The 13,628-nt window shown below is 55.5% G+C and carries 12 protein-coding genes; all 12 read left to right on the top strand.

Annotated features, from left to right (window positions below):
- The first annotated feature begins 35 nt into the window (after positions 1-35).
- Entirely contained in the window at positions 36-797 is a 762-nt protein-coding gene (locus KP806_RS18120) for a DeoR/GlpR family DNA-binding transcription regulator (protein ID WP_224725142.1), read from the top strand.
- A 35-nt stretch (positions 798-832) separates the two neighbouring features.
- Positions 833-1,885, top strand: a complete 1,053-nt coding sequence (locus KP806_RS18115; RefSeq protein ID WP_224725141.1) for an ABC transporter ATP-binding protein — start codon at positions 833-835, stop codon at positions 1,883-1,885.
- Positions 1,878-2,756, top strand: a complete 879-nt coding sequence (locus KP806_RS18110; RefSeq protein ID WP_224725140.1) for a carbohydrate ABC transporter permease — start codon at positions 1,878-1,880, stop codon at positions 2,754-2,756. The genes KP806_RS18115 and KP806_RS18110 overlap by 8 nt, the downstream gene beginning before the upstream one ends.
- A gap of 10 nt (positions 2,757-2,766) precedes the next feature.
- Positions 2,767-3,597: a carbohydrate ABC transporter permease gene (locus KP806_RS18105; protein ID WP_224725139.1), complete on the top strand. Its 831-nt coding sequence runs from the start codon at positions 2,767-2,769 to the stop codon at positions 3,595-3,597.
- Positions 3,598-3,677: 80 nt separating this feature from the next.
- Positions 3,678-4,997 (top strand): ABC transporter substrate-binding protein, encoded by a 1,320-nt coding sequence (locus KP806_RS18100; RefSeq protein ID WP_224725138.1) that lies wholly within the window; start codon positions 3,678-3,680, stop codon positions 4,995-4,997.
- A gap of 113 nt (positions 4,998-5,110) precedes the next feature.
- Positions 5,111-5,869, top strand: coding sequence for a glycerophosphodiester phosphodiesterase family protein (locus tag KP806_RS18095; protein ID WP_224725137.1), 759 nt, complete (start codon positions 5,111-5,113; stop codon positions 5,867-5,869).
- A gap of 416 nt (positions 5,870-6,285) precedes the next feature.
- A complete protein-coding gene (locus KP806_RS18090) occupies positions 6,286-7,314 on the top strand; it encodes a LacI family DNA-binding transcriptional regulator (protein WP_224725136.1) in 1,029 nt (342 codons plus the stop codon).
- A gap of 282 nt (positions 7,315-7,596) precedes the next feature.
- A complete protein-coding gene (locus tag KP806_RS18085) occupies positions 7,597-8,922 on the top strand; it encodes an ABC transporter substrate-binding protein (RefSeq protein WP_224725135.1) in 1,326 nt (441 codons plus the stop codon).
- Between the two features lie 68 nt (positions 8,923-8,990).
- Positions 8,991-9,905: a carbohydrate ABC transporter permease gene (locus tag KP806_RS18080; protein ID WP_224725134.1), complete on the top strand. Its 915-nt coding sequence runs from the start codon at positions 8,991-8,993 to the stop codon at positions 9,903-9,905.
- Positions 9,906-9,918: 13 nt separating this feature from the next.
- The gene (locus tag KP806_RS18075) at positions 9,919-10,746 is read left to right on the top strand and encodes a carbohydrate ABC transporter permease (protein WP_224725133.1); all 828 of its coding nucleotides are present in this window, start codon (positions 9,919-9,921) and stop codon (positions 10,744-10,746) included.
- Positions 10,747-10,794: 48 nt separating this feature from the next.
- The gene (gene arfA / locus KP806_RS18070; RefSeq protein WP_224725132.1) at positions 10,795-12,288 is read left to right on the top strand and encodes an arabinosylfuranosidase ArfA; all 1,494 of its coding nucleotides are present in this window, start codon (positions 10,795-10,797) and stop codon (positions 12,286-12,288) included.
- A gap of 16 nt (positions 12,289-12,304) precedes the next feature.
- Positions 12,305-13,249, top strand: a complete 945-nt coding sequence (locus tag KP806_RS18065) for a glycoside hydrolase family 43 protein (RefSeq protein WP_224725131.1) — start codon at positions 12,305-12,307, stop codon at positions 13,247-13,249.
- Positions 13,250-13,628: the final 379 nt, after the last annotated feature.

The following is a 13,628-nucleotide window of genomic DNA, read 5'->3' as shown; positions in this document are numbered from 1 at the left end:
GGCTGCGCGTTTTTGCGCGAAAGGGGGAGCTGCCATTGCTACCGGCTGAAAGAAAACGGCGAATTCTGGATTACGTCAGGCAGCATAATACGGCGTCGATCCATACGCTGGCCAAGGAATTTGGCGTGCATGAGGCGACGATCCGCCGGGACCTGTCCGAATTCGAGCAGGAGGGGAGCCTGAAACGAACGCACGGCGGCGTCATCGTCGAGACATGGACGAATGAAGAGCCTCCGTTCAACGAACGGTCGGATCAGAACCTGGATCAGAAAATGCGGATCGGCAGGAAGGCAGCCAGTCTGGTGGAGGACGGGGACCATATTATTATCGACTCCGGAACGACTACGCTCCATATCGCCAAAAATCTCGTGCACCGCTCCAATATTACGGTTGTGACTAACGACATCAACGTGGCGGCGGAGCTGCGCGACGCGCCGAAGGTGAGGGTCATCCTGACGGGAGGTGAGCTGTATCCGTCGAGCTATATGCTGAACGGCATGCTGACGGATCATGCGCTGAAATCGCTCCATGTCATCAAAGCGTTCATCGGCACGACCGCCCTGCATCCCCAGCACGGGCTCATGCAGCCCGAAGCGCAGCTGGTGCCGGCGAAGCAGGGTATGATCAGGGCGGCGAGGGAAATTATCGTCGTCACGGACGACCGGAAAATCGGCAAGCTGTCGCTGCACACGGTAGCGCCGAACAGCGCGATCCATACGCTGATCACCGGAACGGAGGCGGCCGAGGAGGATTTGCTGCCCTTCCGAAGCGCCGGCATAACGGTGCATACGGTGTAGCGGCCCGCCAAACAGCAATGAAGGAGGAGAAATCCATGGCATCCATTGAATTCGTGCGCGTGTCGAAGGCTTTCGATAAGCAAGAGGTTATCAAGGATCTGAATTTAACGATCGAGGACGGCAAATTCACGGTTCTCGTCGGCCCGTCCGGCTGCGGCAAAACGACGCTGCTCCGCATGATCGCGGGACTCGATCCCCAGACGTCGGGCTCGGTGCTCATAGACGGCAAGGACGTCACGCGGATCGCGCCCGGCAAGCGCGGCGTGGCTATGGTGTTCCAAAATTACGCCATCTATCCGACGATGTCGGTCAGGGAAAACATCGAGTTCGGGCTCGTCAACAACAAGGTCGGAAAAGCCGAGCGGGAGGAGCTCGTGGAGAGCATCGGCAAGGCGGTGGGGCTCTCCGATTATTTGGACCGCAAGCCGTCGACGCTGTCCGGCGGGCAAAGGCAGCGCGTTGCATTGGCGAGGGCGATGGTGAAGAAGCCGTCCGTCTTCCTGATGGACGAGCCTCTGTCCAATCTGGACGCCAAGCTCCGGGTGCAGATGCGCATCGAATTGATCGAGCTGCACAAGAAGCTTGGCACCACCTTCGTGTATGTTACGCACGACCAGGTGGAGGCGATGTCGATGGCCGATAAAATCGTGCTCATGAACAAGGGCGTTATCCAGCAGGAGGCCCCGCCGGACACGATGTACCGCCGGCCGAGTAACCGGTTCACGGCGCAGTTCATCGGCACGCCTCCGATGAACATCGGCGAGCTTGGCGCGGGCGGAATCAAATACGGCTTCCGCCCGGAAAGCGCCGTATTGTCCGAAGTGCAGGGCGACGAGCCCTTCTCCGTTCGAGGCGTGATCGCCACGCGCGAGATGCTGGGCTCGGAGACGATCTACCAGGTAAGGAGCGACAGCGGCAATTTCATGGTCAAGCGCAGCGAGGACCTGTTCGCCGCCGGCCAAGAGGTATTCGTCGGCGTGGCTGCGGAGAAGCTGCACTTTTTCGGGGAGGACGAACGCAGAATCGAGGAGAAGCAGGGCGCTTACCGGGATTACCTAGAGGCGCTGAGGGGACGAAGCCATGGATAAGCAGAGACTGGGCGAGACGCTGCGGCCCTACCTGATGATTGCGCCCGCGATGGCCGGCATCTTTCTTTTTGTCCTCTATCCGGTCGTGTTTTTAGGCTATTTGAGCTTATACGATTACAACCTGATGAACAAAGCGAAAAGCAAATTTATCGGCTTCGATAATTTCGCCGAAATTTTCTCGCGGGAAGATTTCTATAAGTCGCTTTCGAATACGGTCATCTATACCGCCGGAGTCGTCGTGCTGACGCTGCTTCTGTCGCTGCTTCTCGCGGTATGGCTGAGCAAAAAAAGCAAGTTCAACGTGTTCGTGCAAGCCGGCATCTTCACCCCGCACGTCGTGTCGATCGTATCGATCGCGCTCGTATGGCTGTGGATGATGGAGCCGAACCTGGGCTTTCTCAACTACGTGCTGAAGGCGCTTGGCCTGCCGACATCCGAATGGCTGCAAAGCTCGAGGTCGGCGCTCATGTCGGTCATTCTCGTATCGGTCTGGCAGGGCATCGGCTACTACGTGCTGATCATCGTGGCGGCGCTTCAAAGCATATCGCCAAGCATTTATGAAGCGGCGGCGCTGGACAACGCGAACAAGCTGCGGACGTTCTGGAAAATTACGCTGCCGATGATATCGCCCCAGCTCTTCTTCATCCTCGTCATCATGACGATCGGCTCGTTCAAAGTGTTCGATACGGTGAAGGTGATGACGGGAGGCGGCCCGAACAACGCGACCAACACGCTGGTTTACTACATTTACGAGAACAGGACGACGAATATCGGCTACGCGTCGGCGACGGGCGTCGTGCTGATGGCGATCATCGCGCTGCTCACCTTCGTCTACTTCCGGCTGCTGTCGAGAAGGGTTCACTATCAATAAGGAGGCCGATATGACCAAGGCATTTCACTACACGGGGCTGACATTAGGCTATCTATTGAAGACGGCCATTCTCATCGTATTCGTATTTCCATTTCTGTGGATGATCTCGACCTCGCTCCAGACGTACCGCGAGACGCTCTCTTATCCGCCTACGCTCATGCCGGCGGTGCCGCAGTGGATCAACTTCGCCCAAGCGATGAGCGCGGGGCCGTTCCTGACCTATTTCAAAAACTCGGCCGTCGTGACGCTCGCGATCATCGCGATCCAGCTGCTCGTCATGATTCCGGCAGCGTACGCCTTCGCCAAATACAGGTTTCCGGGCAAAAACCTCCTGTTCGGCCTGGTGCTGCTGGCGTTCATGATTCCGGGCCAGGTGACGTTCATTCCCGTCTATCTGATGATGGCCGATTGGGGCATCGCGAAGACGCTGCTGCCGCAGATTATTCCGTTTATGTCGAACGCTTTCGGCATCTTCCTCCTTCGCCAATATTTCATGCAGATTCCGGAGGAAATCGTCGAGGCGGCCCGGCTGGACAATGCCGGCGAGTTCAGAATCATGCGGAAGATCATGGTGCCGATGTCCATGCCGGCGCTCGCGACGATCGCGCTGTTCAGCTTCGTGAGCCACTGGAACGACTATTTCTGGCCGCTTATCATGACGGATGCCGAGTCGATCCGCCCGCTGACGCTGGGCATAGCGATGCTGCGGGAGACGGAAGGCATCAGCAATTGGCATATCATCATGGCGGGCAACGTCGTGCTGGTCATTCCGATTCTGCTTGTATACCTGTTCTGCTCAAAGCAGATCGTGAAGGCATTTGTCTATTCGGGCATTAAGTAAATGGGGCAACGGCTGATACCGTCCTTTGACGGCAGAAGCTGTTTCAAATAAATCATATGAATTTACGGAGGGTTTTGGAGATGAAAAAGAAGCTTTCGATGTTTGTGACAATGACGCTGATGACCGGGCTGCTCGCGGCCTGCAGCAGTGCGAACGGAGACAATGCCGGCGCGGAGAACGCGGTGAATTCGGATGCGTCCTCTAACGCGCCGGCCGAGAAGGTTACGCTGCAATTTTGGCACTCGATGGGCGGGGAGAACGGCAAGCGGATCGACGCGCTGCTCCAGCGCTTCAACGAGTCGCACGACAATATCGAGGTCGTCGGCACGTTCCAAGGCGGCTACGACGAGACGGTAACGAAGCTGCAGCAGGCTGTCGCCTCGGGCTCGGCGCCGGATGTGAGCATGCTGGAGCGGGCCTACGTCGAGATGTTCGCGGACTCCGAGGTGCTGGAGGATTTGACGCCGTATCTGGAGAAATCAGGCATTAGCGAGGACGAATTTACGCCGGGTCTGATGGGTCACTCGTATTTTAACGATCAATTGGTTTCCCTGCCGCTGAACCGCTCGACACCGATTCTGCATGTAAACAAAACGCTGCTTGATGAGAAGGGGCTTGCCGTTCCGACGACTTGGGAAGAGCTGGAGAAAGCCGCAAATGCGCTCGTCGTGAAGGAAAACGGCGAATATACGCGCTACGGCTTCTCGATGCCGTATGACACCTGGTATCCGATCGCGATGATCAGCCAGGCGGAAGGCACCTTCTTCAACGAAGACAAGACGTCGATCGGCTTCTACGACAACGGTGTCGGCCAGAAAGTATTCAGCCAGTTGAAAAAGCTCCAGGGAACAGGCGCGCTTTATTACCCGCCGTCCACCGACTCCGGCAATATCGTCAATGGCATGTTCAAGGAAGGCAAGGTTGCGATGGTGTACCAATCGACCGGTTCGATCGGCGGGTTGGCGGAAGCGGTCGACTTCGATTACGTGACGGCGTTCCTTCCGAAGGATAAAGTATTCGCGAATCCGACGGGCGGCGCGAACGTATCCATGCTCGCAGCGTCCAAAAACAAGGAAGCGGCATGGGAATTCATCCGCTGGATGGAGACGGACCCGCAGGGCGCGCTGCCGTTCATTCTGGAATCCGGCTACCTGCCGTTCACGAAGTCGATGGTGGGATCTCAGGAGATAAAGGATTTATGGGCAAAGGAGCCGAATCGCAAGGTAGCGTACGATCAGCTTCAATACGCCGTGGACACGAATATGGACGTCGCTTGGCCGGAGGTTATGCATGAGTTTTTCTCCGCGATCGAAGCGATCATGTACGACAGCAAGGATATTCAGGCTACGCTGGACACGTTCAAGAAGGAAGCGGAACGTATTCTGAAAGATAAGAATTAATAAGCTAGAGCGTATTAATGTCCTATCTTTCATCGCGAAACGAGCTTTTGCCGCCATAGGACGGCGACAGCCGTTTACGCTTGGCCGACTAGGACAAGGAGGGGAACGGGAATATGATTGAACGGCTGCAGGACAATCCGTCCGTTATCGTGGCGGGACACCGGGGCTATAAGTCGGATTATCCGGAGAACACGCTGCTTTCCATCCGGGAAGCGCTCAAGGCCGGCGTGGATATGATTGAATTCGACCTGCGCTTGTCGAAGGACGGGGTGTTGATGGTCATTCATGACGAGACGGTTGACCGCACGACGAACGGTTCCGGCAAGGTCGGCGATCTGACGCTGGACGAACTGAAGACGCTGGACGCGGGAGGCTGGTTCGGACCCGAATTCGAGGGTTTGAAAATTCCGGCCTTCGCCGAGCTGTGCGCGCTGCTCGAGGACTATCCGCATGTGCTGCTGAACGTGGAAGTGAAGCGAAGCGAGGATGCGAAGGAAGCGGCGGATCAAGCCGTCCGCATCCTTGCGGAGCGCGGCTTCCTGCCCCGCTGCGTGTTCACCTGCTTCGACGCGGCTATTATCGCTCATTTGCATGATGTTCACGGCGTCAAGACACAGGGCTTCAAGGAAGAAGTCATGTCGAACTTCGAGCATGGGGATGGCGGCACCTATTCGAAAATGTGGGCGATCGGCATCGAGATGTCGCTGCTCACACCGCAGACGGTGAAGCGCTACCGGGATATGGGGCTGCAGGTATGGTCCTACTGCCCCGACGACCGGCAGCAGGTTCTTTATTCACTTGGCTGCGGGGCGACGCTTATGACCTGTAACGATCCGGCGCCCGCGATGGAAGTCCGGCGGCAATTGCAATAACGAGTCACTGCGGCAAGGCGATATATCCATGCTAAAGAACGCCACAGTCACTATATGGATGAATGTGGTCAGCTTTGCAATCTTAACGAACCCTATTCTCGTTATTACAGGATTGATCTCAGAAAATCCACTGATTTTCGAGCTTTAAGATCTTCTCAGTTCGTAAGAAATCAAAATCTTTCGATTGCGAACAAATAACGGTTTTTGGGTTCGTTAGCCCATGACCGCTCCAAAGTATGTACAAGGAACAAGCATAGTGCCGTGTATTAAGCATTTGCTGTTGTTTTGCAGCCCAGCCATCAATCCAATGATGGCTGTTTATTTTTTACAATAGGCTCCGTACTTGACGAATAAATGAAAGCGTATTATATTATGAATTAAATCGATTTAAAAACGCAGCAAGAAGGGATTCCGATTTGAAAAAAGAAAACATCACACTCAAAGATATCGCCAAAGTCGCCGGAGTTTCCACAGCTACCGCTTCGCTGGCGCTCGCCGGAGATCCGCGCGTGAACTTCAAAACCAAAAAGCTGGTCGAAGAGGTCGCACAGCGCCTTCAATACGTGCCGAACGAGATCGGCCGCAGCCTGCGCGCGAAGAAAGCGGAGACGGTGGCGCTTATTTTTCCGAACACGCCGCATAATGCCTTTACTCACCCCTATTTCGTGCAATTGCTTGAAGGCATTTCGGAGGTGCTCGTTCAGAACAGCTTCCAACTGCTGCTGTCGACAACGCCATCGGAGGCCGATGAGGCCGCGGCGTACGACAAAATATTGCGCAACCGCAGAGCGGACGGCATTATTCTATGGCCGGCATCCATTAAAGACAGCAACATTCCGAAGATTATCGAGTCCGGTTTTCCTGTCGTCTACCTTGGCAAATGGCATCACGACGATATCGTGACCATTCAACGCGACGACTTCGGAGGGGCGTACGAAGCAACGGAGCAGCTGATTCGTAACGGCAGAACAAGAATCGTCCACCTCACCGGACCGCTAGATTACCAGGTCAGCATCGACCGTGTTGAGGGTTATAAACAGGCTTTGCAGGATAACAAAATTTTATTCGACCCGGCGCTGCTCGTCGAGGCGGATTTCAGCAGAGAGATGGCAGACGCTGCGGTGCAGAAGCTTCACGAGGAATCGGTCCGCTACGATGCGATATTTGCGGCGAACGACCGGATGGCGATCGGCGCCATGAGAGGCCTGCGGGCGCTCGGATTATCCGTTCCGCAAGACGTAGCCGTTATCGGCTGCGACAATATCGAGACGGGCGAGCTGATCGAGCCTGCGCTGACGAGCATCCATCAGCCGATGAGGGAAATCGGGAGGCTTGCCGCCGAGCGGATCGTAGCGATGCTGACCGGACAAGACATTACAGATAAACAGACGATGGTGTCGTCCTCGTTGGTCGTTCGAGAGTCCTGCGGAACGCTAAAAAATTAAAATTCATTTTTTTAAACAAAATTTAAATCGATTTAAATTAAGGGGGTGGTGCCGCAATCGTGATGGTTCAAGCAGCAAACGTGCATACTTCAATAAGAACATCCAATTTTTGAAGATATAGGGAAGTATAAATATTACTCCTATACTGACGCCTATATCTCACCGCGAAACGTAAGCTATTGCCGCCAAGGACGGCACAGAACCGAGCTGCGTAAAGATGCAGCTAACGGTTCGTGCGTAGCGATAGCCGTTTACACTTGAATCCTAAGGGGGATTTGTTCGATGAGCACTGCAAAATGGGGGAAACAACAGCCGCGCGTCCTTTTATCCGTACTCCTAACCTTTATTCTGATTCTGATGTCCGCTTGCGGCAGCAGCAATGGCGATAACGGCTCCAATGGAAATAACGCAGACGGCGCAGAAGGAGCGGCGGGGAAAGTGACGCTTACGTTCTGGAACGGCTTCACCGGTCCGGACGGCGAGCTGCTCAAAACGATCGTGAACGATTACAACAAAGCGAACGCAGACAAGGTCGAGATCAAAATGGACGTCATGCCGTGGGACCAGCTTAACCAGAAGCTCCCCCCGGCGATCGCGACGGATACCGCGCCGGGCCTTGTGGCCATCATCGGCGGCTCGGCGACTCCTTTCATCCGGAACGATACGTTCCAGGATTTGAGCGGCTTCTTCGAAGCGACGGGCGCGAGCAAGGATGATTTTAAGAACGGCGCGCTTGAGCTGGGAGTAAAGGAAGACAAGCCGTATTTGCTTCCGATGCAGATGAACGGCCTCTACCTGTTCTGGAATAAAACACTGTTCAAAAATGCGGGCCTCGACCCGGAGAAGGCGCCTGCAACGCTGGAAGAGCTGACGGCCTACGCGGAGAAGCTGACCGACCCGGCGAAAAACCAGTACGGCTTCGGAGTCCCGGTAGCCGGCGCGGCGCCCTACTACGCTTCGTTTATTATCGGCAACGGCGGCAATGTCGTCGATTTGGATACCAAGAAATCGGTGTTCGACTCTCCCGAGAATACGGCGACCTTCGGGTGGCTGCAGGATCTGGTCGTGAACAAGAAGGTCAGCCCGAAAGGCGCCGCCGGCGCGGATCTCGAGAAAATGATGATGAGCGGACAGCTCGGCATGTACATTAACGGTCCGTGGATGGCGTCCGGCCTGAAGACGGGTTCGGTCGACTTCGGCGTAGCGCTCCCTCCGAAAGGATCGGCAGCGCAGTTTACGGAGCTCGGCGGCATCGGCTTTGCGGTTCCAAGCGGCGCTTCCGATGCAGAGAAGCAGGCGGCATACGATTTCATTAACTACTGGAACTCTCCTGAAATCGTTAAGAAGTGGTCCTTGGCAAACGGGTTTCCTCCGTACATCAAGTCGGTCGTGGAGGATCCGGAGGTGCAGAAGGATCCGCTCATCTCCGCGATGGCGAACATGGGAGATGCGGCGAAGCCGTTTCTGCCGGGTCTGACCACTGCGGACCGGATCAACAACGAAGTGATTTTTACGGCGATTGAAGCGGTTCAGAACGGGCAGGACGTATCCGAGGTGCTGAAGCAGGCATCCGGCGATATCGATGAATTGTTAATGTCCGAGAAGTAATCCTACGGCAAGCGGGGCTGCGCCAACGGTAGGCGCAGCCCGGCTCGCCGGCGAGACAGGTGGTTAACATGACAAACCGAATTAGAGCTTTCACCAAGTTTATCAACAAGCCGGAGCGTGCCGCTTACTTGTTCATCCTGCCGGCGATGCTGATCATTACGTTTTTTACGCTTATTCCGCTGGCGGCGACGCTCGGGATCAGCCTGCTCAAGATGGACGTGTTCCTGAAGGACGCGGACTTTAACGGCTTAAGGCATTTCGTCAGATTGTTCAAGGACGGGAAGTTTTGGAATGCGCTGTACAATACAGGTTTTTTCGCCATTATCGAAGTACCGCTGCAGATCGGCTTTTCTCTTATTGCGGCCGTATTCGTATCCCGGAACACGAGGTTCCGCAAGTTTATCCGCTCCACCTTATTTCTGCCTTCCGTCTGCTCGCTAACGGCGATCGGCATTATGTGGTCGTTTCTGCTTGATCCGCAGACGGGGCTGTATCCGCAGTTTCTTACGGAAATTGGCCTGCCAAGGCTCGAGTTTCTGCGCGATCCGAACCTTGCCATGCCTTCGATCATTCTGATGACGGTCTGGCGCAGCTTCGGCTATACGATGATCATTCTGGTCGCGGCGATCCAGAACATCCCGGAGTCATATTACGAAGCGGCTCAGCTGGACGGCGCGGGCAAGGTCAGCCAATTTTTCCGGATTACGATTCCGAGCATTATTCCAGCCTTGAGCTTCTGCGTCATCACAGCGACGATCGCCGCCCTCCAGGTGTTCGATCAGATTTTTGTGACGACGAAGGGCGGGCCGCTCGACAAAACCGAAACGATGGTGACCTATATTTACAGCACAGGCTTCGGGACGGCTCCATACGATCTGGGTTATGCCTCGGCGATATCCGTTGCGCTGCTGCTTGTCATCATGGTCGTGACGCTGTCGATGAACCGTTACTTCTTGTCCAAAGAGTCGACGGACGCTCATTAGGAGGTGGATTGAATTGATAAAAAGGACAATAGGGGGAAAAGCGCTCGGTTTCGCCGTTACGCTGCTGCTGCTAATCGCGGTGCTGCACCCTTTTCTATGGATATTGATATCATCGTTTAAGTTCGAGCAGGATCTGATCAAGTTTCCGCCGACTTTTTTCTCCGAGCAGTATACGTTCTCTTCTTTCACCCTGGTTTGGGAGCGCATTCCGCTGCTTGAGTTTTTCCGCAATACGATCATCTTCGCCGGAGGCGTGATGGTGCTGTCCGTGTTCTTCGATTCCATGGCAGGCTACGCCTTCGCGAGAATCCGCTTCAAAGGGAAAAAGACGCTGTTCACCTTGATTCTGATCACGATGATGGTCCCTTTCCAGGTGCTGATGATTCCGCTCTTCGTGGAAGTGTACAAGCTCGGCATGCTCGATACGTATTGGGGGCTCATTATTCCGCGGGCGGCGAGCGCATTCGGTATTTTTATGATGCGGTCCTTCTTCGTCGCTTTGCCGAAAGACTTGGAGGAATCGGGCCGGGTTGACGGCTTAAACGAATTCCGCATTTATTGGAGCATTATTTTGCCCTTATGCAAGCCGGCTATGATTACGCTCGGCATATTCCTTCTCATGAACAACTGGAACGACCTGATCTACCCGCTCATGCTGACCAGCTCAACCGAAATGCGGACGTTATCCGCGGGCCTCGCGATGTTCGTCGGACAACGGTCGATCGAATACGGCGCTACACTGGCCGCTGCGACACTGTCGCTGGCTCCGCTCGTGGTCATTTACATTATGGCGCAAAAATATTTTGTCCAAGGCGTCGCAACGTCAGGCTTAAAAGGTTAAGCAGCACTCATCGTACGGCAACGAACATTTTCAGGAGGCATGGCATTTATGAAAAAAGCATCGATCTTAGTCAGCAAGGATTTTAAAATCGGAAAAGTAAGCGACCGGATGTTCGGCTCGTTCGTTGAGCATATGGGCAGCGTTGTCTACAACGGCATCTACGAGCCCGGTCATCCGACCGCGGATGAGATGGGCTTCCGGCATGACGTTCTGGAGCTGGTCAAGGAGCTGCAGCTCTCCGTCGTCCGTTACCCGGGGGGGAATTTCACGTCCGGCTACAATTGGGAGGACGGCATCGGCCCGAAGGAGCAGCGGCCGGTGCGGATCGATCCGGCATGGCGCCAGATCGAACCGAACTCGTTCGGCTTGGACGAATTTATGAAGTGGACCGGCGTCGTCGGCGCGGATCCGATCATGACGATCAATCTGGGCACGCGGGGAATTGAAGAGGCGAAGGATATTTTGGAATACTGCAACTTCAAGAGCGGTACAAAATGGAGCGAGCTGCGCAAGTCGCACGGCATCAAGGATCCGTATAACATCAAAACCTGGTGCCTCGGCAACGAGCTGGACGGGGAATGGCAAATCGCCCGCAAAACGGCGGCCCAGTACGGCCAATTGGCGCTCGAAACCGCCAAGGTTATGAAATGGGTCGATCCGAGCATAGAGCTCGTCGCTGTCGGCAGCTCGGCAAGGCATATGTCCACGTTCCCGGAATGGGACCGCACGGTGCTGGAGTACACCTACGATCACGCCGATCTGCTTTCCCTGCACCATTATATCGGCAAGCGGGAGAACGACACGCAGACGTACCTGGCGATGCCGATGGAGATGGAGCGCCAGATCGAGGAAGTGATCGCGGCTTGCGATTATGTGCGCGGCGTGAAGCGCAGCAATAAAATTATGAACTTGTCCTTTGACGAGTGGAACGTCTGGCGGGAGCCGGACGTGGAGTACACGCCTTGGCAGATCGGCTGCCCGTACGACTGGGTGAAGTTCCATATGGAAGACGCGCTTGTGTTCGGCTCGGCGATGCTGACGCTGCTGCGTCATGCGGACCGGATCCAAATCGCTTGCCAGTCCTTGCTTGTGAACACAATTCCGATGATTCTGACCGAAAAAGGCGGTAAAGCATGGCGCAATCCGACCTTCTATCCGTTCATGCACGTGTCCAAATACGGCCGGGGTGAAGTGCTGCAAAGCATCGTCAATACGCCGAAATACGATACGGCCAAATATACCGACGTGCCGGTCGTCGATCCGGTTACCGTCTATAACGAGGAAGCGGGCGAGCTGACGTTTTTTGCCGTCAACCGCGGAGATGAGGCGGCGCTGCTGGAGCTGGACATCCGCGATTTCCCGGGCTTTTCGTTCAAGGAGCATATCGAGATGAAGCACGACCGGCTGAACGCGGTCAACACGTCGGACAATCCGTTCGAGGTGAAGCCGCAGGCCGGCGCAGGGGCGAAGGTCGACGGGGGACGGGCCGAAGCCGTATTGGCTCCTTTTTCGTGGAACGTGATCCGGTTCAGTATCAAATAATGGGGGAATAGAGGATATGGAAACGACGAAGCTGGATCAAAAGCCGCTGGTGCTGAACCGCGCCGACCCTTGGATTCACCGCCATACGGACGGATATTATTACTTTATCGCGACGGTGCCGAACTATGATGCGATCGAGCTGAGGAAATCGGCTGCTTTGGATGGGATATCGTCTGCGGAGCCGGTTACGGTGTGGAGGAAGCACGCGGAAGGGAAGTTAAGCGAGCTGATCTGGGCGCCGGAGCTCCATTTTGCGGACGGCAAATGGTACATCTACTTCGCGGCGGCATGGACGAACCAGCCGATTAACGGAGTGTTCGACCATCGGATGTTCGTCCTCGAGAATGCCTCGGCGGACCCGCTGGAAGGAACGTGGACAGAGAAGGGGCAGATCGTGACGAGCTGGGAGTCCTTCTCGCTTGACGCGACGACGTTCGAGCACCGGGGAATCCGTTACCTCGTCTGGGCTCAGAAGGACTGGGACGTTCCGGGTAACTCCAATTTGTACATCGCCAAGATGGACACCCCTTGGAGCATCGAAGGAACGCAGGTATGCCTGAGCAAGCCGGAATACGACTGGGAGTGCATCGGCTTCCTCGTTAACGAAGGTCCGGCGGTTCTTGTTCGGAATGGGCGCATCTTCCTGACCTACTCGGCCAGTGCGACCGACCATAACTACTGTATGGGCATGCTGACGGCGGACGAGGACGCCGACCTGCTTGATCCGGCATCGTGGGTGAAGTCGCCCGTGCCGGTATTCGCCAGCAGCGACGCGGCGTCCCGCTACGGCCCGGGGCATAACGGCTTTACCGTGTCGGAGGACGGCAAGCAAGACATTCTCGTGTTCCACGCGCGCAATTTCAAGGAGACGGAAGGGGATCCGCTGAACGACCCGAACCGCCATACGCATGTGAAGGCGTTTGGCTGGCGGGACGACGGAACTCCGGATTTTGAGGGTTAGTTATAGTGGGGCGGGTGCTTTCGGGCACTCGCTTTTTGGTTTGGCTCGACACGTAATTCCCTCGCCAGACTGCAGCACAAACGGAGGGGAGCCGAGTTCATCGTTCGTTCTGCTGCAGAAACTGCATCAGAAACCTGACATGAACGGCGGGCGGCCGAGCTGTGCTGCACTTATGCATCAGAAGCGGCCTCCCACCTCCCAAACTAGCTAGTTTGTACCCATTCTGCTGCATAAACCGCATCAGAATCGCAAGCTGTCTCGAGTTTTCGCCGTTCTGCTGTGCAAATTGCAGCAGAAACGTAAGCGGCTTCAACCTCAAGCTCTGCTGAGGCTTCGCCGTTCTGCTGTACAAACTGCATCAGAAACCTGACATGAACGG

Origin of the sequence: Paenibacillus vietnamensis (assembly GCF_020169515.1) — a bacterium.
Classification (GTDB): domain Bacteria; phylum Bacillota; class Bacilli; order Paenibacillales; family Paenibacillaceae; genus Pristimantibacillus; species Pristimantibacillus vietnamensis.
This window is presented reverse-complemented; position numbering and strand designations above follow the sequence as displayed.